Annotated in this window: 21 protein-coding genes and 2 pseudogenes; 6 read left to right on the forward strand and 17 right to left on the reverse strand. The window is 67.8% G+C overall.

The genetic code is table 11. From position 1 onward, the window contains the following. Nucleotides 1-66: 66 nt before the first annotated feature. From JOE64_RS05135 to JOE64_RS05145, 3 genes are all read right to left on the reverse strand, one after another. The gene (locus JOE64_RS05135) at nucleotides 67-1,368 is read right to left on the reverse strand and encodes an ISL3 family transposase (protein WP_204962472.1); all 1,302 of its coding nucleotides are present in this window, start codon (nucleotides 1,366-1,368) and stop codon (nucleotides 67-69) included. Nucleotides 1,369-1,617: 249 nt separating this feature from the next. After that, nucleotides 1,618-2,874: a tyrosine-type recombinase/integrase gene (locus JOE64_RS05140; protein WP_307821476.1), complete on the reverse strand. Its 1,257-nt coding sequence runs from the start codon at nucleotides 2,872-2,874 to the stop codon at nucleotides 1,618-1,620. Beyond that, nucleotides 2,828-3,019 (reverse strand): helix-turn-helix transcriptional regulator, encoded by a 192-nt coding sequence (locus JOE64_RS05145; protein ID WP_307821477.1) that lies wholly within the window; start codon nucleotides 3,017-3,019, stop codon nucleotides 2,828-2,830. Before JOE64_RS05145 ends, JOE64_RS05140 begins: the two co-directional genes overlap by 47 nt. A 2-nt stretch (nucleotides 3,020-3,021) precedes the next feature. Here JOE64_RS05145 and JOE64_RS05150 point away from each other — a divergent pair, with 2 nt between their 5' ends. Further along, on the forward strand, nucleotides 3,022-3,426 hold the full coding sequence (locus JOE64_RS05150; protein WP_204963257.1) for a hypothetical protein: 405 nt from the start codon (nucleotides 3,022-3,024) through the stop codon (nucleotides 3,424-3,426). 268 nt (nucleotides 3,427-3,694) lie between these two features. Here the strand turns inward: JOE64_RS05150 and JOE64_RS05155 are convergent, their stop codons facing one another. The 7 genes from JOE64_RS05155 to JOE64_RS05185 form a co-directional block, all read right to left on the reverse strand. Further along, complete coding sequence (locus tag JOE64_RS05155) at nucleotides 3,695-4,747, reverse strand: LacI family DNA-binding transcriptional regulator (RefSeq protein ID WP_204963258.1); 1,053 nt, start codon at nucleotides 4,745-4,747, stop codon at nucleotides 3,695-3,697. Beyond that, on the reverse strand, nucleotides 4,744-6,123 hold the full coding sequence (locus JOE64_RS05160) for a glycoside hydrolase family 13 protein (RefSeq protein WP_204963259.1): 1,380 nt from the start codon (nucleotides 6,121-6,123) through the stop codon (nucleotides 4,744-4,746). Before JOE64_RS05160 ends, JOE64_RS05155 begins: the two co-directional genes overlap by 4 nt. A gap of 2 nt (nucleotides 6,124-6,125) precedes the next feature. Beyond that, entirely contained in the window at nucleotides 6,126-6,947 is an 822-nt protein-coding gene (locus tag JOE64_RS05165; protein ID WP_204963260.1) for a carbohydrate ABC transporter permease, read from the reverse strand. After that, entirely contained in the window at nucleotides 6,944-7,798 is an 855-nt protein-coding gene (locus tag JOE64_RS05170) for a carbohydrate ABC transporter permease (RefSeq protein WP_307821479.1), read from the reverse strand. The genes JOE64_RS05165 and JOE64_RS05170 overlap by 4 nt, the downstream gene beginning before the upstream one ends. 98 nt (nucleotides 7,799-7,896) lie before the next feature. After that, nucleotides 7,897-9,162: an ABC transporter substrate-binding protein gene (locus tag JOE64_RS05175; RefSeq protein ID WP_204963261.1), complete on the reverse strand. Its 1,266-nt coding sequence runs from the start codon at nucleotides 9,160-9,162 to the stop codon at nucleotides 7,897-7,899. Between the two features lie 8 nt (nucleotides 9,163-9,170). Then, nucleotides 9,171-10,898 carry a glycoside hydrolase family 13 protein gene (locus JOE64_RS05180; RefSeq protein ID WP_204964978.1) on the reverse strand — a complete coding sequence of 576 codons (1,728 nt, stop codon included), beginning with the start codon at nucleotides 10,896-10,898 and terminating at the stop codon, nucleotides 9,171-9,173. Between the two features lie 155 nt (nucleotides 10,899-11,053). Further along, nucleotides 11,054-12,154, reverse strand: coding sequence for a glycosyltransferase (locus JOE64_RS05185; RefSeq protein WP_204963262.1), 1,101 nt, complete (start codon nucleotides 12,152-12,154; stop codon nucleotides 11,054-11,056). A 175-nt stretch (nucleotides 12,155-12,329) separates the two neighbouring features. Here JOE64_RS05185 and JOE64_RS05190 point away from each other — a divergent pair, with 175 nt between their 5' ends. Beyond that, nucleotides 12,330-13,568, forward strand: coding sequence for an IS256 family transposase (locus JOE64_RS05190; RefSeq protein WP_372432883.1), 1,239 nt, complete (start codon nucleotides 12,330-12,332; stop codon nucleotides 13,566-13,568). A gap of 886 nt (nucleotides 13,569-14,454) precedes the next feature. Here the strand turns inward: JOE64_RS05190 and JOE64_RS14495 are convergent. From JOE64_RS14495 to JOE64_RS05205, 3 genes and pseudogenes are all read right to left on the reverse strand, one after another. Beyond that, nucleotides 14,455-14,622, reverse strand: a pseudogene (locus tag JOE64_RS14495) (IS30 family transposase); the annotation flags it as partial. Between the two features lie 206 nt (nucleotides 14,623-14,828). Next, nucleotides 14,829-16,100 (reverse strand): annotated as a pseudogene (locus JOE64_RS05200) (integrase core domain-containing protein). A 65-nt stretch (nucleotides 16,101-16,165) separates the two neighbouring features. Next, nucleotides 16,166-16,456, reverse strand: coding sequence for a hypothetical protein (locus JOE64_RS05205; protein WP_204963264.1), 291 nt, complete (start codon nucleotides 16,454-16,456; stop codon nucleotides 16,166-16,168). Nucleotides 16,457-16,491: 35 nt separating this feature from the next. Between JOE64_RS05205 and JOE64_RS05210 the strand changes: the two genes are divergently transcribed. Continuing rightward, nucleotides 16,492-16,695, forward strand: a complete 204-nt coding sequence (locus tag JOE64_RS05210) for a hypothetical protein (protein WP_204963265.1) — start codon at nucleotides 16,492-16,494, stop codon at nucleotides 16,693-16,695. 167 nt (nucleotides 16,696-16,862) lie between these two features. On the opposite strand, the gene JOE64_RS05215 is transcribed toward JOE64_RS05210, so the two are convergent. Genes JOE64_RS05215 through JOE64_RS05225 form a run of 3 tightly spaced genes read right to left on the reverse strand, consistent with a single transcriptional unit; the run spans nucleotide 16,863 to nucleotide 18,321 of the window. Next, complete coding sequence (locus JOE64_RS05215) at nucleotides 16,863-17,420, reverse strand: GNAT family N-acetyltransferase (protein ID WP_204963266.1); 558 nt, start codon at nucleotides 17,418-17,420, stop codon at nucleotides 16,863-16,865. Continuing rightward, nucleotides 17,417-17,857, reverse strand: a complete 441-nt coding sequence (locus tag JOE64_RS05220) for a DUF3817 domain-containing protein (RefSeq protein WP_271202564.1) — start codon at nucleotides 17,855-17,857, stop codon at nucleotides 17,417-17,419. Before JOE64_RS05220 ends, JOE64_RS05215 begins: the two co-directional genes overlap by 4 nt. Next, nucleotides 17,854-18,321: a hypothetical protein gene (locus JOE64_RS05225; protein WP_204963267.1), complete on the reverse strand. Its 468-nt coding sequence runs from the start codon at nucleotides 18,319-18,321 to the stop codon at nucleotides 17,854-17,856. The genes JOE64_RS05220 and JOE64_RS05225 overlap by 4 nt, the downstream gene beginning before the upstream one ends. Before the next feature lie 113 nt (nucleotides 18,322-18,434). Between JOE64_RS05225 and JOE64_RS05230 the strand changes: the two genes are divergently transcribed. Next, nucleotides 18,435-18,962 (forward strand): TetR/AcrR family transcriptional regulator, encoded by a 528-nt coding sequence (locus tag JOE64_RS05230; protein WP_239531709.1) that lies wholly within the window; start codon nucleotides 18,435-18,437, stop codon nucleotides 18,960-18,962. Between the two features lie 333 nt (nucleotides 18,963-19,295). Here the strand turns inward: JOE64_RS05230 and JOE64_RS05235 are convergent, their stop codons facing one another. Further along, on the reverse strand, nucleotides 19,296-20,252 hold the full coding sequence (locus JOE64_RS05235) for a hypothetical protein (protein WP_204963269.1): 957 nt from the start codon (nucleotides 20,250-20,252) through the stop codon (nucleotides 19,296-19,298). Nucleotides 20,253-20,760: 508 nt separating this feature from the next. Between JOE64_RS05235 and JOE64_RS05240 the strand changes: the two genes are divergently transcribed. Together JOE64_RS05240 and JOE64_RS05245 are read left to right on the forward strand one after the other, a co-directional pair. Continuing rightward, entirely contained in the window at nucleotides 20,761-21,705 is a 945-nt protein-coding gene (locus JOE64_RS05240; protein WP_204963270.1) for an alpha/beta hydrolase, read from the forward strand. Between the two features lie 25 nt (nucleotides 21,706-21,730). Beyond that, entirely contained in the window at nucleotides 21,731-22,942 is a 1,212-nt protein-coding gene (locus JOE64_RS05245; RefSeq protein ID WP_204963271.1) for a serine hydrolase domain-containing protein, read from the forward strand. The last annotated feature ends 42 nt before the right edge of the window (nucleotides 22,943-22,984 follow it).

The raw sequence follows: 22,984 nt of genomic DNA on the forward strand, positions 1-22,984 counted from the left end.
TTCATCAGGGCTTTGTCATGTCTTCCGACGGGTTTTTGTTGGTCCCCCTTTGGTGGCTCTTCGGAATCAAGGGTGTAGGGAGGGTCTGAAACCTCCGGCCTCGAGCAGGCTCCTGGCTGTGTAGTTCGCGAGGTTGCGGAAGCCGAGCGCGGAGCCGCGGAGATGCTCGAGTCGGCCGTTGATCGCCTCTGTCGGACCGTTGCTCGTGCCGGCCAGGTCGAAGAACGCGAGGACGTCCGCGGCGCGCTGCTTCAACGTCCGACCGAGCCGGCAAATCTCGGCCAGCATCGCGGGGACGCCACTGCTGACGGAATCGATCACCGCCCGCATCATCTCCTTCGCCTTGTTCTTGTCGGGTTCGCGGTAGGCGGCGACGATGCGCTGGTAGATGCCCCAGGTCGCTTCGACCTCGACGTGCTCCTCGGCGGCGAACACCGCGTCGAGCCGCGCGGTCTGCTTCTCGGTGAGGAAGCTCGCGCCGGTGTGGAGGGTGCGGCGGACCCCGTAGAGCGGGTCGCCGGCGTGACCGCGGTGCCCGAGGGTGTCTTGCTGGACGCGCTGCCGGGTCCGGTCGAGCGCGTCGCCGGCCAGGCGGACGACGTGGAACGGGTCCATCACCGGAACCGCGTCGGGGAGCTCTTCGGCCGCGGCCGTCTTGAACCCGGAGAACCCGTCCATCGCGACCACCTCGATCCGGCTCGACCACTCCGCAGGCCGGGCGGCGAGCCACTCCTTGAATACCTGCTTCGACCGGCCCTCGACCATGTCCAGCAGCCGTGCGGGACCTGTCTTGTTGCGGGCGGGCGTGAGGTCGATGATCACGGTCACGTACTTGTCACCGAACCGGGTGTGACGCCAGACGTGCTCGTCGACGCCGATCGTGGTGACGCCGTCGAACCTGGCCGGATCGTCGATCAGCCGCCGCTTGCCCTCGGCGAGGATCGCGGTGTTCGCGGTGTGCCACGACACCCCCAGGCCTGCCGCGGCGCGGGAGACGGTGAGGTGGTCGACCACGATCGCCTTCAGCGCCCACCCGACCCCGCCGCGGGAGATCTTCGCCCGCCGCGCCGCCGCGTTCGTCGTGTCCTGCCGCCAGGTGCGGCGGCAGTGGCCGCACCGGTAGCGGCGCACCCGCACCAGCAGCGTCGTGGGCCGGTGACCGAACGGCTCGTGCGCGAGCGGACGCGTCACGGTGTCGCGCGGCACGCCCTCGGCGCCACACTTCCGACACCACGGGTCATCGTCAACGACGCGGCACTCGAGTACCGCCCGGTCGGGCTCGATCAACTGGCCGATGGCTTCGAGGCCGAGCTCATCGAGACGGCAGAACGTGGTGAGGTCAGGGGTCGCGAACGTAGGGTGGTGCAAGTCGAGGTCTTCCGGCAGATGGGCAGTGTGAGAACTTCCATCCTGGAAGACCTCGACGTCTATCCGCGAACCAGCCGCCGACCCTCGACTACACCCTCAACTGCGAAGAGCCCCTTTGGTCCCCTCGCCAAGGCATTGATGCCGGCTCACAGACGTCGGAGGGCGTATCTGGCTTTCTGGAGGCCGTCGCCTGTGGATAAGGGGACCAAAAGGGGACCAGAGCCTCCGATCGTGGCTCCTGGCTACCCGTCACAGTGACCTCGAGGTCTCGCGCCGGCTCGGTCTGCTGGCTTTGGCGGATCGGGCAAGAAAGGCGTTGGCCTGCTCTGCGGCTGATGCGAGGTGGCGGTCGTCGGGGTGCAGGTATCCGCGTGTGGTCTCCACGGAGGCGTGTCCGAGGATGTCCTGGAGGACGTGAAGCGGGATGCCTGCATCCGCCATCCAGGTCGCGCCGGTGTGCCGGAGGCCGTGCCGGGTGAGATCGGGCAAACCAAGATCGCTGACGATCTGGTCCCAGTTCGTCGCGTCCCGCACCGTCGCGGTCGTGAGCGCGCCGCCCTTCGGGCCGACCAGCAGCCGGTCCTCGGGCTCCTTGCCTTCCGCGAGGCGTTTCAGGATCGGGCGGAGCGGGTCGAGGATCGGGACCCGGCGCTCTCTGCGGCCCTTGGTCTGCTTCGTGATAAGCCCGCCTTTGCCGGGGTAGGTCTGCCGGGCGATCACCACGATGTTCTTGTCGAACCGGACGTCACCGGCCTGGAGGCCCGAGACCTCGGAAGAACGCGCTGCGAGGAGCGCTGCGAGCATGACGAAGTCAGAGTAGGACTGGTGAATCCTCCCGCAGGCTTCAGCGAGTCTCGTCAGCGTGCCCATGTCCGGGATCGCATGGGCACGTGGGGAAGTGTCCTCCGCGGGCTGGAGGCGGAAGGCGTTGCGGTTCAGGCTGCGCTTGGCGCGGTTCTTCGCCGGGTTGATCGCGATCAGCCCGTCCCGAACGGCCTCGTCGAGCACACGCACCAGCGGCGCGATCGAGTTCTTGATGGTCGAGGCCCCGTGGCGTTTCTCCCAGGCGTCGATGGTGCGGTCGATGATCCCGGCGGTGATTTGCGTGACGGGCAGGTGCCCGAGCGCGGGCAGCACGCGGAGCTTGAGCCCGTACCCGTAGGTCTCCCCGGTCGAGGTCGGGTCCAATCCCCGTGCCCATCTGTCGCCGATCGCGGTGACGAACTCGGTCAGGGTCATGGACACGTCCATGCCCTTCGCGACGGACTGCCGCAACGAGTCGAAGAACACATGCGCGGCGGCCTCGTCTGGCACGATCTCCGAACGGATCACGCGGCGCTTGCTGATCGGATCGGTCCACCGGGCGCGGGCGCGAATGCCGTAGGAGCGGCGCTCCAGATCGGTGGAGATCCGCACGCCGACCGGCGGGACAGGCTTCGGCTGTGCCTGGGGAAGCGGTTCAGCCTTCCGGGGCATTGTCGTGCTCCAGGCCGGCCAGCCAGGCATCGACCGCGTCGATGCGGTACCGGGCGATCCCGCCCAGCCGCAGGAACGGCGGCCCCTGACCGGCCGAACGCCACCGGGACAAGGTCGACTCGGACACCTTGAGGTAGGCGGCGATCTCGCGACTGTCCATCAGCGGAGGCACCACGCTTGATCGTTGGCCTCATCCCCGAAGCCACCGGCACCGTGCCTTCCGAGATGCGGCAGGCGCTGACCGAGCGACGTGACCTCATCGAGTCCCGGGCCGATGTCCTCCTCGACACCGCGCTCACCGAGAAGCACGAGTGGATCACGAAGCTCGGCGTGCAGCCGAAGCGGGCACGAGCGGCCCAAGCATGGCGGAACGCCGCGCGCACCATCGCTGCCTACCGCGATCGCTACGGCATCACCGGGTCGGCACCGCTCGGGGCACCCGCTGAAGCCGACACGCAGAAGCTCGACGCTGCCCGTGCCCGCGCCGCGCTCGACCGGGCGCAGAGCCTCGCCCAGACTGAACAACCCGACCAGGAACGCCCGCGCCGCATGGGAGCACAGCGAGTCGGACCGTCGTTGTAGTCGGTGCCGTCCGGGAGGCCGGGGCGCTCAGGCGGTGCGCGGGTAGTCGATGGTCAACAGCGAGTCGTCCTTCAGGCCGCAGAGCACCTGCTCAGTCACCTCGCTGATCGGCACGCCTTTCGCATGCCGGGGAGCCACGTCATCGTCTTGCGGGCTCCATGCCCGCAGAACGGCCAGACGGCTGACGTGCGGAACCTGGGCCGGCAGTTCACGGAGCCAGGTCAGCAGGTGCCGACCGACCCGTCACGGTTGCCGTGAGCCGTCGTTCCTATGCGCTGGCCGCTGGGCCCGTGGAGTCACGGACCAGGAGAGCAGTGCTCAACCTCCGCCGATGCGCATCGACGCTCGTGCCCTCCGATGCCGCGATGGCTTCGACCAGATATTCGGCAGCGAGCCGACCCTTCGAGACGATCGGCTGACGCACCGTGGTGAGTGCGGGGCGCGTCCACCCGGCCTCGATGAGGTCATCGAACCCGGAGACGGACAGCTGAGCCGGAACCGATACGCCCGCCTCGCGGGCGCCGTCCAGCACCCCCACGGCGAGGATGTCGCTGAACGCGACGACGGCGGTCGGTCGGGGGGATGCCCCCCAGGCGCGACGGAACGCCGATGCTCCGCCCGCACGCGTGTTGGGCGCTTCGACGACCTCGATGCCGTCATCGGACAGGTCGATGCCGGCCTTGCGCAGTCCACGCATCGCCCCGTCGAGGCGTTGCCGGACGGCGCCGCGCCAGGACGCGGGGCCGCCCTCGGCATCCGTCTCGAAGGCGACGAACGTGAACCGGCGATGGCCGAGACCGACGAGATAGTCGACGACTTCCTCCATCGCGGCTCCGTCGTCGATGTCCACGCTGGACACGCCGTCATGATCCTCGCTGTCGACGAGGACGAAGGGCACTCCGCGCTGCTGCAACGCCGTCACCTCTCCGCGATCGAACTCGAGTCCGCAGACGATGAAGCCGTCCACAGCCGCGTAGGGGATGGCTCGGAGCATGGATCCCCGCAGCGGCGGTGCCAGCAGCAGAGTGAAGCCCTCCCGCTGACAGACCTGCCCGATGCCCTGCATGAACAGCGTGTAGTACGGGTTCTCCAGGACGCGATCGAGCTGCTGCGGCAGGAGGAGACCGAGACTGTCCGTCCGTCGCCGACGCAGCATGCGCGCGGCCGGATCCTGCGAGTAGCCGAGTTCCGCCGCCGCCGCTCGAATGTTCCCGAGCGTCGTCTCCGAGAGCTTTCGCGGGTCGTTGTACGCCAACGACACGGCCGACTTCGAGACCTTGGCGCGGTCCGCGACGTCCTGCATCGTCGGACGCCGTTTCATGCGGCTGCTCCACGCAGCGCGCGACGCGCCATCACGACACCCTGTGCGGGTACACGCCAGGACGCGGTCGAGACGTCGCTGTCGGCGGTCCAGGCGTCATCTCCACGCAGCTCGGGGTGGACTGTCGTATCGACGACGACCCCCTGCCCGCGATGGACGATCGTCGCCACCTGCTCATCCTCCCAGAGCCGCGACACGAGGACCGTGTCGGCATCCAGCGCCGAGACCTGCTGCGTCCCGCGTCGCAGCGCCGGCCACTCCGCTCGTCGTCGCGCGAGTGCGCCGACGCCCTCGAACAGGACCGTCGACCAACGAGCTCGCTCCCACACCATGCCCGCTCGACATCCCGGGTCGTTCTGCCCACGCATGCCGATCTCGTCGCCGTAGTACAGCATCGGCGCGCCCTCCGCGGAGAACAGGAGGGAGAGAGCGCCGAGTGTCGCTGTCTCGTCACCTGCATGTCGCGTCAACAAGCGCTCGGTGTCGTGGCTGCCGAGCAGGTTGAGCATTCCGCGATGGTATCCCTCCGGGATGCGCGCTCGGAGGCGGTTCATCCCCTCAGCGAACGTGAAGGCGTCGATGCTGCGGTCAGCGGTGAACCCGAGAATCAGATCGCGCAGCGTGTAGTTCATCGTCCCGTCCGTGAGGTCGCCCGTGAGCCACTGCTCCGGCTCGCGCCACTCCTCGGCGACGATGTAGAGGTCGTCGTCCCGTTCCTTCACGACGCGATGGAACTCTCGCCAGAAGCTCGAATTGATGAAGTACGGGACATCAAGCCTCCAGCCGTCGATCCCCTGGTCGATCCAGTACCGCGCGACATCGAAGTGGTGCGCGCGGACCTCGGGGTTGTACGCATTCCACTTCGGCAGGTACCAGCAGCCGGAGCACGTCCGGTAATTGGGACGGTCCGGCTCGACGCGGACCGGGAATCCCTCGACGGAGAACCAGTTCACGTGCGGGGACCCCGCCTCGCGCCGCACGACATCCTGGAAGGCCCAATGGCCGTCGCCGCAGTGGTTGAGCACGGCATCGAGCACCACGCGGATGCCGCGGGCGTGCGCCTCGTCGATGAGCGCACGGAAGGCGTCGAGGTCACCGAGGCGATGGTCGATCCGGAAGTAGTCGACGGCGTCGTAGCGATGGTTGGTGCGCGCTTCGAAGATCGGCGTGAGATAGATCGCGTTCGCCCCGACGGCGACGATGTGGTCCAGGTGCGCACGGATGCCGGCGAGGTCACCGCCGAAGAAGTTGTCGCGGGTCGGCTCCGTCTCCCACGGGACGACGTCGGGCGGGTCGAGAGAAGGATCCCCGTTGGCGAAGCGGTCGGGGAAGATCTGATAGAAGACGGCGTCGGCGAGCCAGTCGGGAGCGGTCATGGTCAGTCCTTGAGTCCTGTGGTGGAGATGCCGCGCACGAGCGCGCGCTGGAAGACGAGGAACACCACGATGGCGGGGATGGTCGCCGTGAGCGTGCCCGCCATGAGGTAGTTCCAGCTGGTGCCGTAGCGGCCGACGAAAGAGGATAGACCGATCTGGATCGTCCGGAACTCGTCGGTGTTTGTGACCAGCAGCGGCCAGAGGAAGTCGTTCCAGGCGAAGAGGAAGCTGAAGATCGCCAACGTGGCGAACGCCGGTGTGGACAGCGGGACGATGATGCGGAAGAAGGTTCCGACGCGACTGCACCCGTCGATGCGCGCCGCATCCTCGAGCTCGACCGGGATCGTCGAGAAGTACTGCCGCAACAGGATGATGCCGAAGACATCCGCCAACCGCGGGACGATCAGCCCCGCGTACGAGTCGATCCATCCCAGATCCGCGACGATCGCGTACGCCGGGATGACGGTGACGAATGTCGGGATCAGCAGCATCGCCAGCAGGAGCACGAAGAGCGTGTTGCGCAGCGGGAAGCGCAGACGGGCGAACGCGTACGCAGCGAGAGCGTCGAGAACGAGGTGCCCGATAACGATCGCTACGGTCATCACGATGCTGTTGAGGTAGTACTGCGCGAAGGGTGCGGCCTGCCAAGCCTTGACGTAGTTCTCCCAATGCCACGACGTCGGCAGGATCGAGGTGTTGGTGTAGGTCTCGGCGCGGCTGAGCAGCGACGTCGTGAACATCCACAGAAAGGGCACGACCACGACGACGGCACCGACGATCAAGACGAGGTGACGGGCCGCGCGTGTACCGAGCGATTGCCTCATCGCGAGTCCTTCCCCGAGCCGCTGACACGCCACTGCACGAGAGTGACGCCGAGGACCAGCAGGAGCGTGACGAACGCGATGGCCGTGCCGTACCCGAAGTCTCCCAACCGGAAGGCCGTGCGGTACATGAACATCCCGAGCACGTCGGTGCCGCCGCGAGGGCCTCCCTCGGTCAGCACGTAGACGAGGTCGAAGGCCTGGAAGCTGGTGATGAGGGCCTGTACGACGACGAAGAACGTCATCGGTGACAGGAGCGGGATGGTGAGGAACCGTAGTCGCTGCCGGGCAGAGGCGCCGTCCAGCTGCGCGGCTTCATAGATGCCGTGAGGAAGCGCCTGCATCGCCGTGAGGTAGAGGACGGCGTTGAACCCGATGTTCTTCCAGACCGTCAGCAGCGTCAGCGCGCCGAGCGCCAGCCACCGGTCCTGAAGCCAGTCGGGCCCGTCGATCCCGACCTGAGCCAGGAGCGCGTTCACGAAGCCGGACGGATCGAGCATGTAGCGCCACACGATCGCCGCGGCGACCGACGATGTGACGGCCGGCAGGAAGTAGATGCCGCGGTAGATGCCACGACCGCGCAGAGGTGCGTCGAGGAGGAGGGCGACCGTCAGACCGGTCACGACGCTCAAGACGCACACCCCCGCGGCATAGAGCACGGTGACCAGCAGACTGTTCCAGAACTCCGGATCTTGAGCCAGTCGGACGTAGTTGCCGAACCCGATGAACTCCTTTACCGGGTCGAAGCCGTTCCAGGCCGTCAGGCTGATGTAGCCCGCGGAGACGATGGGGTAGAGGACGAAGATCGAGAGCACGCAGAGCGCCGGCGTCAGGAACAACGCGGCGGTGAGCACCTGCTCGCGATCATAGCGCCGCCGCGCGCGGCGGCGGGATCCGCCCGGCGCCGTCGGCGCCGGGCGGATCCCTCGGGTCGTAATCGTCACCGGCGCGCTCAACCCTTCGCGATGACGGCGTTGACGGCCTTCTCAGCGGCCGCCAAGGCGTCGGAGACCGATGCCTCGCCAGCGAGCGCCTTCTCGATCTGCTGAGCGAAGGCGAGCGAGATCTGCGGGTAGAGCGGCGTGTTCGGACGTGCGTGGGCGACAGCCATCTGCTCGACGAACGGACGCAGTCGCGGCTGCGTGTTGTCGACCCACGAGAGGTAGTCATCGCCGGTGGCGACCGAGGTCAGCACGGGGAGCATCCCGGTCTTCTCGCTCCACTCGGTGACCTGCGCCGGCTCCAGGAACCACGCAAGGAAATCGGCCGCGGCCTTCGCCTTGGCATCGGAGTTCTGGAAGACCATCGCCTGCTCGCCGCCGAGGTTGGTCGCCGGAGTACCGTCCTTCGGATACGGCACCTGCGCGGTGCCGAACTCGAAGGGCGGATCGGCAGCCCAGATGCCGACCATCCACGAACCCTCCTGTGCCGACCCGCCCTGGCCCTTCTCGAACTCACCCCACCGGGCGTAGGGACTGACCCCGGATGAGATCAGATCGACCCAGTACTGCAGCGCCTTCTGCCCCTGGGGCGTGTTGAACGCCGCCGCGGAGTTGTCCGCCGTGAGGAACTGGCCGCCCGCCTGCCAGAGGTTCACCTGGAAGTTCCACGTGAGTCCTTCGCCGTTGTCACCGGCCTGCGTGTACAGGTCGTATCCCGGCATCCCCGTCGCGTCGAGGATCTTCTTGGCGTCCGCCTTGAGCTCGTCCCACGTCGTGGGCGGCTTGTCGGGGTCGAGGCCGGCCTTCTCGAAAAGGGTCTTGTTGTACATGTACCCGAGATTGTTCGCGGAGACCGGCACCGAGACCTGCGACCCGGCGATCGTGCCGAACCCGGTGAGCGCCGGATTGATGTCGGACACGGTCTCGGCCGGGAGCAGATCCGACAGATTCGCCAGCGAGCCGATCTGAGCGATCTGCGGCACCCACACGAGATCACCGATCGCGACGTCGGGCAGGGTCTTCGACGTCGCGGATGCGCGGAGCTTCGTCAGGAAGTCCGCGTTGGGGACGTTCGTCGTCGTGATCTTCACTCCGGAATGCGACGCGTTGTAGGCATCGACCATCGCGTCGAACGTGTCGGCGTTCGTGCCATCCCAGTAGTGCCAGATGGTGACGGTCGTGGCCTCGCCGGATCCTCCTCCCGACGAGGCGCATCCGGCGAGGGCGAGGGCGCCGGCCATTCCCATGGCGACGGCGGCGAGTTTTCTGCGGTGCATCATTGCTCCTATCGATTGCATTCGGGTGATGTCGGTGCGGAAGAGAAGTCGGTGACGGGGACGGCGTGCCAGGCGGCACTGTCCGCGGCGACGATGCCGATGGATGCCGGCGCCGTCGCCAGGAGTCGCTCCCCCGCCCCCCAGGCCGCGGGCAGTCGGAACTCCGTCGACCCCGTGTTGACGACGCACAGCGTTCGGCCGCGCGTGAAGGCCAGGACGTCGTCGGAGCCGGTGTCGAGCCAGACGAGCAGATCGCTCGGCTCGAAACGCTCCCGACGCAGGCGGATGAGGGTGCGGTAAGTGGAGAGCATCGAGTCCGCGTCGGCGTCCTGGACGGTGCGTGCGTAGCGGCCGAACCACGCCGGCTGCGGCAGCCAGGCCGGGGAGGTTCCCCACCCGAAGCCGAAGTCCGGCGAGCCGTCGTCCCACGGCAGCGGCACGCGGCATCCATCACGGCCCAGCTGCGCCCCTCCGGAGCGCACCCAGATCGGGTCCTGTCGCGACGCGGCCGGGAGCTCGAAGACCTCGGGCAGCCCCAGCTCCTCTCCCTGGTAGAGGTACGCGGTGCCGGGGAGCGCGAGCAGCAGCGCCGCCGCCGCGGCGGCGCGTCGCGTTCCGCGATCGAGATCGACCGGCCCCGTGCGACGTGCCGCGGAGATCATGTCCGACGGATCGACGGGCTCGCCTGCCTGCTCCTGTCCGTAGCGGGTGACGGTGCGGTGCACGTCGTGATTGGACAGCGTCCAGGCCGGGGGATTTTCCGACGACGCGAGGCCGGAGATGATCGCCGCGCGCAGACGCGCGGCGTCCCAGGGTTGGACGAGCAGGTCGAAGCAGAACGCCTGGTGGAGCTCGTCGGCCCGGAGATAGTCGGCCAAGCGGCTCGGCGCCGGCACCCAGACCTCACCGACGAAGTACTTGGGTCCGGGGTAGGCGTCGCCCACGGCCCGCCAGTCTCGGTAGATCTCGTGCACCTCCGGCTGGTCCCACATCGCTGCATTGTGGCCGCCGGTTCCGTCGTCGGCCCCGGGCCAATCGGGCAGACCCAGCGCTTTGACGTGGCCGTGCGCGACGTCGATCCGGAAGCCGTCGACCCCGCGGTCGAACCAGAACCGCATGACGTCGCGGAAGTCCTCGGCGACGTCGGCGTTGCGCCAGTTGAGGTCGGGCTGCGCGGAGTCGAACGAGTGCAGATACCACTCGCCCGGGCGCCCGTCGGCTTCGACGATGCGCGTCCACGCCGCTCCGCCGAACACGCTCAGCCAGTTGTTGGGCGGGATCTCGCCGTCGACGCCGGTACCGGCGGCGAAGTGGAAGCGTCGACGCTCTCGGCTGCCCGGGCCCGCCGCCAGCGCCGCCTGGAACCAGGCGTGCTGGACGGAGCAGTGATTGGCGACCATGTCCATGAGGACACGGATGCGGAGGCGGTGCGCCTCCGCCACGACGGCGTCGAAATCCTCGAGCGTGCCGTAGGCGGGATCGATCGCCCGGTAATCCGCGATGTCATAGCCGTGATCGGCCTGCGGCGAGACGTAGCAGGGGTTGAGCCAGATGGCGTCACAGCCGAGGGCGGCGATGTCGGCGAGACCGGCGAGCAGTCCGCGGAGGTCGCCGATGCCGTCTCCGTCGCTGTCGCGGAACGACCGCAGATACACCTGGTAAACGACGGCGTCCTGCCACCAGGCGGGAGCGGGAGAGGTGGTGTCGGTGACGACGCGTGGTTCGAGAAGAGTCATGCCGATTCCTGAGGTGGTGGTGTCTTCACGGATCATGCGGTGTACTCCTTACGACTTCGCTGTCGGGGTGCGTACCGGCCGCCAGGCCTGCACGTGTTTACTGGATCGATGCAACACCGTCGTAAGCACCGATGTCAAGAGCCAATTCGGACGTGTCAGCGCCGGCGCGGCAACCGCTCGACCGCGTCGAGCAGCACGTCGGCCGACCGCCGCCACGAGAAGCGCGCGATGTGCGCGGCGCCCGCGGCGATCACGGCATCGCGGAGCGCGGGGTCGTCGAGCGCACGGACGGCGGCCGCGAACGCGCCGGCGTCCGTCCCCGCTGCATAGAGTGCGCCGTCCCCGGCGACCTCGCGGAAGATCGGCATGTCGGTGACGACGGCCGGCACGCCGAGTGCGAGCGCCTCGGCGACCGGCAGGCCGTATCCCTCGTCGAGGGATGCCGAGACCAGTACGGCCCGATCGGCCAGCAGCGCCGCGTACTCGGCATCCGTCACACCGTTGTGGAAGCGCACCGCGCCCCCGCCCACATCGATGAGACGCTCGAGCTCGGCGCGACGGACGGGTGAGATGCGCGACAGCAGGTGCAGCACGCGACCCGGCAGCTCGGCCATCGCGCGGATGAGGGCCTCCACGTTCTTGTAGCCCATGAACGAGCCCATGTAGACGAGGTTCTGCGCGCCGGGCTCGACGCGCCCGCCCTCGGGCAGAAGGTCGGCGAGCAGCTGCGGCGCGTTCGGGATCACGACGACGGGTCGCTTCGTCAGCCGGACGCGGGCGAACTCGGCGGCGCTCGTCTCACTGACGGTCGCCACCAGATCGGCGGCGTTCAGCGTCAGCCGCTGCGGAATGTACGACAGATGGAACAGCCGCCAGCCGACGCGCACGTACCAGGGCAGATTCCGCGGCGGCGTGCGATGGCGGTAGTAGATCGTGTCGTGGAGGGTGAGGATCAGCCCGTAACGGCGGCCGAGGGCGCCGATCGTCTGCATCGGGGAGAACACGGCATCCGCTCGGTGCCCGTTCAGCAGCAGCGCCGTGAACGGCTCGCGCACCGACGTGGGGGCGTGAATGCGCAGCACGCGCGCCCTCTCCGGCAGGAAGGCCCGCTGCGCCTCGTCGTGGATCAGGAACGCGACCTCGACGCCTCGAGACGGCGCCGCCGCGGCGACCGCCGCGGCGAGCTCCGCCGAATACCGGCTGATGCCGTCGTGGAAGTCGGTGCGGATGTACCGCGCGTCGAAGAGCAGGCGCATGTCAGCTCTCGAGCGGCTCGCCGCGGTAGAGCTTCTCGAACGTGTCGAGGGTCTTGTCGATGTCGTGGATCTCGACGCCGTCGAGGGAGGCCTGCTGCATGCGGGGACTGTCAGCAAAACGGTGGATCTGGGACTGGCCTGGCCGAAAGGAAGGGCTATGAGCCAGACCATCGAGATGATCGATCCTGTGACGGGAGAGATCATCGATCAGCAACAGATCGCCGAGCAGCTGCTTGCGCAGGCGAAGGAGCAGGGCGTCAGCCTCGTGGGGCCGGGAGGCCTGCTGGGCGGGCTGACGAGGACCGTGCTCGAGACCGCGCTCGAGGCGGAGATGACCGAGCATCTCGGCTATGAGAAGCACGCGTCATCGAACGGCGAGAACGCGCGCAACGGGACCCGGTCCAAGACCGTGCTCACCGAGGTCGGTGCCGTCGAGATCGACGTGCCGAGAGATCGTGACGGGTCGTTCCAGCCGAAGATCGTGCGCAAGCGGCAGCGGCGGTTGGACGGGATCGACGAGATTGTCCTGTCGCTGACCGCGCGCGGGCTGACGACTGGTGAGGTCGCGGCGCACTTCGACGACGTCTACGGGGCGAGTGTCAGCAAGGACACGATCTCGAAGATCACCGACAAGGTGATCGAGGAGATGACCGAGTGGCAGCACCGTCCACTGGACCGGGTCTACCCGGTGGTGTTCATCGACGCGATCGTGGTGAAGGTCCGGGACGGGCAGGTGCGCAACAAGCCGTTCTACGTCGCCGTCGGCGTCACCACGGCCGGGGAGCGCGACATCCTCGGGATCTGGGCCGGCGATGGCGGCGAGGGCGCGAAGTTCTGGCTGGGCGTGCTCACCGAGATCAAGAACCGCGGTGTCGAAGACGTGTGCATCGTGGTCTGCGACGGGCTGAAGGGCTTGCCGGAGTCGATCACCACGACGTGGGAGCTCGCGGTCGTGCAGACGTGCATCATCCACCTGATCCGCAACACGTTCCGCTTCGCGTCGCGCAAGTACTGGGACCAGATCGCCCGTGACCTGCGCCCTGTCTACACCGCGCCGACCGAAGCCGCCGCGAAGGCGAGGTTCGAGGAGTTCGCCGAGAAGTGGTGCACGATGTATCCCGCGATCCGCAAGCTCTGGGAGAACGCCTGGACGGAGTTCATCCCGTTCCTGGACTACGACGTCGAGATCCGCCGCATCATCTGCAGCACCAACGCGATCGAGTCCCTCAACGCCCGCTACCGCCGCGCGGTCAGGGCGCGTGGGCACTTCCCGAACGACGCCGCCGCGTTGAAGTGCCTCTACCTCGTGACTCGGTCGCTTGACCCCACTGGCAGGGGTCGGGCACGCTGGGTGACGAGGTGGAAGCCCGCACTCAACGCCTTCGCGATCACCTTCGAAGGCCGAATCAACTGAAATGCGCCAGGCCAGATCCACCGTTAATCTGACACACCCCGTGCCCCGGCTTCCCGGACGGTCGGGGTTGGGTGGCTGTGATGTCGCTGCGTCTTCGTCGAGAGCATCAGCAGACCCGATCAGAGTCGATTGGGGTAAGAGGCGAAGGCGGTCAGGTCAGGGCGGCCGAAGCCGGCCGGCGGGGTAGCGTCGGACACGTCGAGGTCTTTCGGATGGATGGCGTAGGAACCTCCATCGTCGGGAGACCTCGACGTCTACCTGCGGACCGACGCGCCCGGCCGACCTACACCCTCATCTGGGAAGAGCCAGTATGTTCGCTGGTGAACGGCGGTTCTGTGGTCGAGATCAGGAGGACCAAAAGGGGACCAGAATCATGCAAACCATGCATCTTGTGACGCGCTCCGCATGATCCGACGCGCGGAATCACGCGGAATCTGGCCTCGTCGAGGCTGTCTGGACGCCTGGGGGTCAAGGGGTCGCAGGTTCAAATCCTGTCATCCCGACGGTCAGAAGCCCTGATGAGCCAAAGCTCGTCGGGGCTTCGTCGTTTCCGGGAATGATCACTGGCTGGTCAGCGCGCCGGGTGGGAGACATGATGCGGGGTCAGTCGTAGAACCTCTTAGGTGAGCAGCTGACGCGAATCCCGGGGCCGCGAGAAGCGCGGGTGCTGCGTGGCAACCCGTCTCGGACACTGGACGCGCACACTGCGGGGCTTGGCGCGCCACAAACGTGGCGGCGTGGCCCGGCGCAGGTACGACGGTCCCGGCGGGTTTCGGGCGAGAGGTGCGCGTGATATTGATGACCACCGTATTGAGCGTCGCTCATAGCTTGGTCGATATGTCTTTGAAGCGCCCTGGGTCTGATGGAGACTCGCGCTATTTGATTCCCGGCGCAGCAACCCGTTCGTGTTCTCGTTCGTGCCGCGCTGCCAGGGGGACTGCGGGTCAGCGAAGAACACGGGGATTCCCGTTTCAATGCGGAACTGCGCGTGCGCAGACATTTCCTTCCCTCGGTCCCAGGTCAGCGACCGCGCCAGCTGAGCTGGGAGTGTCGACATCGTGTTCGCGAGAGCGTTCTTCTCGTGAGTGCGCCGTAATCGGCCAATGCGGGCCGGTTCTTCGGGGTGGCTTTGTGTCGGTAGCCCTCCTCGCGGGGGAGATTGAATCGGCCTGACTTTCGTTCCTATCGGAAGCCTTGTCCTGTGATGTGTCAGGACTTCGGTGACGAAAGTGGATCAGGAGATCGGTGATACTCGACGTGTCAGGACATCGGTGACGGTTGAGTCTGCGGGGTTTTCCGGGGACCGCGTGGCCTGCCGTTGCTGACGTAGCGGACGCCGGGCTCGGGCCAGGGGTGTTCGATGAGGAATTCGCCGGTCGTGACGTCGTAGAACGCGATCGTGGCCTCGTCTCGGGCGATGGTGACGAGTGTCCCAGCGAGATGGCTGCCAATCATCTGGAACTCCACGCCTTTGACCTTGACCCCGCCGCTGACAGTGACGCGGCGTGTATTCTCCGGCAGCAGCGCGCCTGCGGCCGTGACCGGCGAAGGAGACGGATAGGCAGGAACGAGCGGTCGGTGCGGCTCGGCCACCGATGTCATGTCCCAGGCCTGCTGCGCGGTGACATGCCCCGGTAGCCCCTGATGGGGACGTTCGGAGTTGTAGATCCGGTCGAACTCATCGACCTGCGTCTGCCGTTCCTCCGACGTCGACGCGATCGGCTGCTTGTCGAGGGACCGAAACAGGGTCTGATGGAAACGTTCGTTCTTGCCCTGCGTGGTCGGCGTGTAGGGCTTCCCGGTGATCGCCGTCACGCCGAGCCGGGTGATGTAGTCGACGAGGTGCCCAACGATCCCGCGACGCGACGGGTTCAACGCAACACCGTTGTCGGTGAGCAGTCGCTGCGGGACGCGTGCGCTGCGATGCCTTTCGCGACAACATGCACTGCGGCGTCGGAGGTCTCACCGGCGGCGACGTGGGATGCGACAGCGAGACGGGAGTGATCGTCGATGAGTTGGAAGATCACGCCCTTGCGGCCGCCGGTGAGGACGTACTCGGTCGCGTGCAGCTGCCAGCACGCGTTCGGCGCCGGGTAGACGAACCGGCGATACGCCGCGCGCGGCTTCTTCTTCGGCTCCACGCGGGCAACGCCAGCCTCTCGGAAGATGCGCGCCAACGACGCCGTCGATGGCACCGGGTCCATGCCCAGCGACCGCATCTTGTCGTGCACGCTCATCGGCCCGTGGTCCAGCCCGGACCGCTCCAACGCGGCCCGCACACCGATCGCCTCCCGCTTCACTTCGTCGCTCAGCTTCGACGGGCTCGACTTCGGGCGACGCGACCTCGGCTCGAGTGCCGCGGCAGGTCCTTCTTCGACGGCTCGCTTGCGGATCGCGTAGAAACGTCTTGCGGGAGATGCCATGCTCGGCGCAGAACGTGCTCACCGCCCCACGCGGGGCATCATCGGGCCACTGCGTGATGGTGAGGCGGACACGAGGATCAACAGGCCCAGACGGGGTCACACAGCCCATCACACCGGCCGATGCGTCACCACCAAGACCCACGCAAGCGTCACCGAAGCTCTGACGCAGAACTGTCACCGATGTCCTGCGAGATGACATCGGGAGCCTTGTCCGGCAGGAGCCTGCTGGCCTGATTCTTGGTGAGCGTAGTACGCGGCCTCGACCTCGATGGGGGTGCGCATATCGAGTTCGCAGTGGAGGCGCGGGTTGTTCCACCACCACACCCATTCGAGCGTCGCGAGCTCGACCTGCTCGACGATCTGGTCGGTGTAGACCATCGCCATGTAGTTCGAGCCGTGGTCCGAATGATGAGTCAGTCCGCTGAGGTCATCGCCGGCGCCCCACGCGGCCATATCCAGCGCCATGGTGCCGTTCCGGCGCGACGTGATCGAATGGCGGCATGTTCATCAGAGGGAACCATGACGGTCGCTGGAATCTGCCGCTCTGCGTGAACTACCGTCGCGACGGGAACGGTGTCTTCCACCTCGTCTTCCCACAGGTCGCCGGGGGGAATCTGAAGGTCGGTCCGGACCACCCGCAGTACCGACAGATCGCCGACCACCTCCTGGGTGCGACGCTGCCGGACGACCCCGCCGAGCCCTGATTCGGGGTCGCGTGTGGTCGCTCCCCGGGGTCTCGTCGGGGTTCGGGGTCGCGTGTGGTCGCGGTGGGAGGTGCGAGGCGACCACCAGCGACCCCGAACCCGATCGGGGCGGGTGCGCGGGCGCGCGGCCGGGCGAGGTCACGGGCATCCCGGCCGGATTGCGGGTTTCAGCGTTCGATTCGTCCCGCGCCGTCGGCGATGCGCGGCATCCGCTTCTCGAATCGGAATGAGCGGTCGGGACCCTGGTGATCGCCGTCGCCTTCCTCTTCGCGCTGGTGGCCGGGGTGGAAGAACTCGACGGCCTGGAAGCCGCACCGGTTGATATAGAAGTGAACGTTGCGCTGGTCGAAGTACGGGGTGTCCGTCTCCCACACGTCGGTGTCGGGGTAGCGGGCTTCGATCGCGGCCCACGCGCGGGCACCGATTCCGCCTCCGTGGCGGCCGGCGTCGATGAAGAACAACTCCAGGCGCCGCCGCCCTGCGTGATTCGCGCCGATCATCGCACCGCCGACGATCTCGTCGTCGCACACGATCTGGAACGTGCTCACGTCGGGGGACCGGAGCTCGGGCTCCATCTCCGCCGCCGTGGGGATCGGCTCCTCGCCGGGCGCGATCCCGGCGTCGTGGAGGCCGGCCGTGAAGGCATCCTCCATGCGCGCCAGCCACTGCGAGCGTTCTGTCGGATCGAGTTCGGCGAGACGGACCGGGGACGGCGTCGAGGTCATGAGTGTCCTTCTTTCGTGAGGGGTGCGCAATCGCGCTCCACCGGGGGCTGGGCGTGCGGGCGGGGCTCGCGCGTGCGGCGGGAGAGGAGCCCCCGACGTCGGAAGATGATCTCCAGGGGGATCGTCGCCAGCGGCGGGATCGCCGCGAGCAGGGCGATCGCGGCGACCCACCACGACCAGCGGAGGACGACCGCCGCCACGACCGCCACGGCGATGTAGATCACGAACATGTAGCCGTGGAGGGGGCCGAAGATCGTCACGCCCCGTTCGGTGGATCTCGTGACGTACTTCAGGAACATGCCCCTGAGAAGTCCCACCCAGGTGACCGCCTCGAGGACGGCTGCCACCGCGAAGACCTTTCCCATCGGCGCCAGCGCCGCGGGGGAGCGCGTGCGCGACCGCGTCGGCGCCGCGTCCGCCGAGCGCGACGGACTCACAGGACCGTCTCCATGATGAGATCGCGGATGCTGTCGCCCGCCAGCCTGCGCGAGGGGATGACGGTGCCGTTGCCGATGTTCGTGGAACGCATCAGGTGCTCACTGACGCGTTCGGCGACCAGCTCGCGGTGCGCGGGATCGTCGAGGACGACACCGAGCGCCGTGACCTCCTTTCCGAGCAGGTTCGTCGAGAGGAACGACGCCTCTTCGACCAGTCCTGACGCGATGCCCATGATCGTGGCGCGATCGTACGATCCGTCGATGACCACCACGAGCAGTCGGGGGCGGTACCTGTTCAGGGCGTCGTGAAGGTCTTCGCGAACGCCGTCGACCCATGCGTGCGAGTGCGTCGGCACGCTCCCGTGCACCCGAAGGGTGACCACGAGCGCGTCACGTCGGTGCTGAGACTGATCTGTGCGCACGAGGATCTCGGTGATCTCCGAAGCGGATCCGATGACGTACATGTCTGCTCTTCCGCTCGAAGCATGTGTGAGCGCCGAGCAGAATTACTATACCTGCTGGACGGTATAGTAATTCGTGAGTGAGTCGAGAGGATTCGGGTCGACGAAGGGGAACGATGGCGCGTCCGAGTAGCAGGAAGAAGATCATTGCGGCGGCGAATGCGGTGATCGAGCGCGACGGTATCGCACACCTCACGCTGGAGTCCGTCGCCGCCGAGGCGGGGCTGACCAAAGGGGGTCTGCAGTACCACTTCGCGTCGAAAGAAGAGCTCTTGGATGCGGTCGAATCTGATGTCTGGACGCAGGTGGATGCCGCTGCGACCCGCGCCCTCGGAAAAGATGTCGATCTGTCCACGCCCGATGAGCGCCTTGCCGCAATGATCCGCAGCTTCGCGCATGCCGACGTACGGACGGCGGAGTTGCAGATCGTCCTCAACGGCGCCGGCGAGGGGCCGGTGCGCGACAATCGAGAGGCGTTGTTCCGGCGGTGGTCCGGCGAGGATGAACGCCCGCTCAGCCCGAGGCAGTGGGTGGCGCTCCTCGCCTCGGACGGGTTGTGGACTCGTGACGCTCTCGGGCGTGGTTTCTCCGAAGGGATGCGTGAACGGATCGTCGCTGCCATGCTCGACCTCGCGGAAGGATGACGCGAGGACTGCGACTGCGCAGCCACCGATGAGACACCGGTCGGCGGTCGATGAGAGCGGCGGGATCGCGCCGATCGGCGTCGGCCGCATCTGATTTTTCGACGACGTCCATCCGTCGGGAGCGATCGGTGCGGCCAAACCCGAACCTGCGTTCTACGAGACCGTCGGACGTGGGCACACGACTGGTGGCAGACGGGGCGGCGCTCTCTGTCGGTCTTCCCTGACGTCGCCGCGATGGCCGGCGATCTACCGGATGCGCTGGTCCAGGCGACGGCGGCGGCGCTCACCCGCCCCGACGTCGAGGAGCTCGACATCTGAGAGGCGTGCGAGCCCTCACGGCGCGTGTGACACGCCCGCATCCGCATCCGCCGCCCACGCCATGCCCAGCGCGAACAGCGTGGACACGCCGTAGTGGGTCATCGCCTGCGCCACGCGCCGCCGACCCGTGCGGGGATTCACCCCGATTTGACGGGATGCGGTGTCGAGGGTCATCCCGGTGCGCATGAGGGAAAGCAGAGGCGTCCACGGCTCCGTGGTCGGCACGCCGGGTGTGGCACGTCGCCAGAGTGAGGCGAAGTATGCCGAGATCATGCCCGCCAGTGCCGCGTTCCGCACGCTGATCACGCTCGTCGGACGCCCCTCGCCCCACTCAAACGGGATGGCGAGCTGCTCGCCGTCCACCCAGAACCAGCTCGGCGGATCGTCGAGGAAGCGGTACTCCATACCGGCCGCGGTGAAGGCGACGAGCAAGGGCTGCACGACGGGGTCCTTCGCGATCGTGGTCGGCAGGATCACGCGGACGGCATCCTTGCGACGGAAAGCCTCGGAGAAGCGGGTGACCCGCTCGTGGGGGCTCGTCAGGAATCGGCTGATGTCGGGCAGGACGGCATCCAGCGTTCCTGCGTCGCGCCGGCCGAACTCGAACCAGACGTCCTCCGATGCGCGCGGCCCGTGGCGGGTCACGACGGGCATCGGGTCTGCCGACGTCTGCCCGATCGACCAATGGTCGATCATCCGAGGGAGGTCCGCGACCACCCGCTCGATCTCGCCGAGCAGGTCGCGCGCGGTGCGGCGGAGGTCGCCGGCGCGCGCGGCGACCGTCTCTGCGGCCCAGTCGCCGGGGTTCACATAGGTGATGTGTCCATCGTGGCCGCCGAGCTGGCCGCGCGCGCGAAGCCGGGTCACCGCGACGCGTGCGTCTGCGAGCGGGAGATGCGACAGCGTGGCCAGTTCGTCGATCGTCGCCGGTCGCCCACGGTAAGCCAGTGCGAGAAGAGACTCGTCATTCACGCGCTCAGACTGTCCTCTTGCGGACACGTCCGCAAGAGGTTCTTGTTCGCGCCCGGCCGTTTCAGGACACTGAGACGAAACGCGATCGACGTGCGGTGACATGCCGTCGACACGCGAGGGGTGCGAATCAGAGGCCGCCCCCGACGAGGAGGAGTGTCATGCCCGATTGCCTCGCCCCCACGGGCGGGGGCGCGTCGAACTCGCTGATCGTCGTCGCCGCTCTCTGCCTTCTCGCCGTCGGGATCGTTCTGATCCTGCGTCGTCGAGAAGGCCGGCGTCGTCGCGGCGGGGGTGCGTGGGGGCTGGTGGCGGCACTCCTGATCGGTGCGGCCGCGAGTGGGGGCGCGGCCGCACCGCCCGCCGCGGCCGTGCCGGCGTGCGGCGCGATCGCGGCCGACACCGACATCGCTTTCGTCAGCGGCGGCGTCACGTATCACGGCAGCTACCGTGGGCCGCGTGAGGCGGACCCCATGGTCGCCGCCCCGTCATCATCGGCGGCACCGGCGACGTGGATCGCGACGGCGACGGCGCGGGGATCTCGATGGGGGAGTATCGCTGGCTGGCGGACCTCCTCGCGGCCGAGGGCATCGCCTCGCTGCGGTTCGACAAGCTCGGCACGGGCGAGACGGGGCTCGGCCCGTACGCCGCCGATCCAGGTCTGCTCCTTCCCCTCACGTACGACGGACTGCGCGTGCAGCCCGTGCGCGACGCCCTCTCGTTCCTTGCGGCGCAACCCGGCGTCGACGCCACACGGCTTCTCCTCGTCGGACACAGCGAGGGCGGTGCGGTGGCGACTGTGGTGGCTTCCGACCCGAGCGGCGCGCCCGCACCGGCGGCGCTGCTGCTCATCGAGCCGGCCTACGGCCGCATCCTCGACATCGTCTCCCACCAGTTCTCCGCACAGATCGACGCTGCGGTCGCGGCATCCGCGATGGCGTCCGCGGATGCCGCGAGCCTGACGACCTGGATCGCGGACGGCGTCGAGGAGATCCGCTCGGCCACGCCGCCGTACCCGGCACCCGGTCCCGCGCCGCTGCGTGACGCGACCGGATACACGGCGGTCATGCAGTCGACGATCCAGAGCAACATCTTCGGCTCAGACCCCGCGCAGATGGTGATCTCGCACGCGTACCGCACGCTCTACGGGCGGCAGTTCGACGAGATCGATCCGGCCGCTCTCGCCCCGCAGGTCACGATCCCTGTGCTCGTGACCTGCGGCACGAAAGACTCCAACACCCCCTGCGGTGACGGCTCTCCGGGCTCCGGTGTGGCGTGGCTGGCGTCGGGATTCGCGGCGGGCGGCACCCGCTTCGTCGAGCTTCCGGGCGTCGTGCACATCCTCCGAGACGTGGGCGCCACCGATGTCCCGGCGCTCGTCGATCAGGTGACGCATCCGTTCTCGACGCAGCTCGCGCGCGAACTCGCCGCGTTCGTCGCCCCGTTCCGTGGTTGATCGACGTTCCGCACCCGAGGGGGAGATGACCGTGCGCCGAATCCGATGGACGATTCTCACGGGCGCCGCGCTGCTCATCGCTGTGCTCGCCGCCTGCACCGCTGTGCCCGCGCCCGTCCCGACCACGACGGAACCGTCCGACGCCGTGTTCGGCGACCGGATGGCAGCCTCGCTGCTGCAGTGGCGCGCATCGCCGTCGACCGGGCCGTTCGCGTACACGATCCCGGGCGTCGCCGTCGCCGCTTCGCGGGGCGACGGAGCCGTGGTGGTCGCGGTGAGCGGCGACGGCGACGCGGGTGTGGCGCTCGACCCGGCCGCGACCTTCCATATCGGGAGCATGACCAAGCTCTTCACCGCGGCGCTGATCATGCAGCTCGATCAGGAGGGCGTGCTCGCGCTCGGTGACACGATCGATCGCTGGTTCCCTGCGGCGCCCGGTGGTGATCTGATCACGGTGCGGATGCTGCTGCAACACGAGAGCGGGCTGAGCGAGCTCGACTTCGCCCGTGTCGGCACGGCGACTCCGCAGCAACTCATCGACGACGTCTTCACCCGCGTGCCGGCGTTCGTACCGGGCACGGCGTACGAGTACCTCAACGCGGGGTACATCGTGCTCGGCCGCATCGCGGAACTCGCAACGGCGACGCCGTACGAGCAGCTGGTGCGTACGCGCTTCATTCAACCGCTCGGTCTCGCGCACACCTACCTCGACGGCGTGGGCACCGGTCCGGAGGCCGTGAACGGATTCGTGCTCACGTGCGCGGACGGCGAGGGCGCCGCGTGCGCCGGCAAAGGCGGCACGGTCGGTGCGCAGTCGCCGTCGCCGCAGTGGCCGGGCGCGTGGGCGGCAGGCAGCATGGTGAGCTCCGCTGCGGATCAGGCGGTCTGGATTCGTGCGCTCGTCGGAGGCGATGTCGTCGACGCGGGCCACCTCGGCGAGATGCTGCAGGTCACGCCGCTGTCTTCGCAGTACTACTCCGCCGCGTACGACACGTCCGGGGTTCCGCACGTGCAGCTCGGGGAGGGTGCCGGGATCGCGACCTGGATGGTGCCGGGCGTCGGCACCTGTCATGGGCACGCGGGGGCGATCCCCGGCTCCAATGGGATCGCGGCGTACTGCCCGGACTCGGACCTCGCGATCGTCATCCTCAACACCATCCAACCCGCGGGGCTGACTCCCGGCTACCCGGGATTGACGCCGCTGACGGCCGGCGTGCTGTGGGCGTTGGGCGGCTGACCGCCGCGATCAGCGACAGCCGGGCGCCGGTCCACGTCTGCC

The sequence above is a fragment of the Microbacterium dextranolyticum genome (assembly GCF_016907295.1).
In the GTDB taxonomy this organism is placed as follows: domain Bacteria; phylum Actinomycetota; class Actinomycetes; order Actinomycetales; family Microbacteriaceae; genus Microbacterium; species Microbacterium dextranolyticum.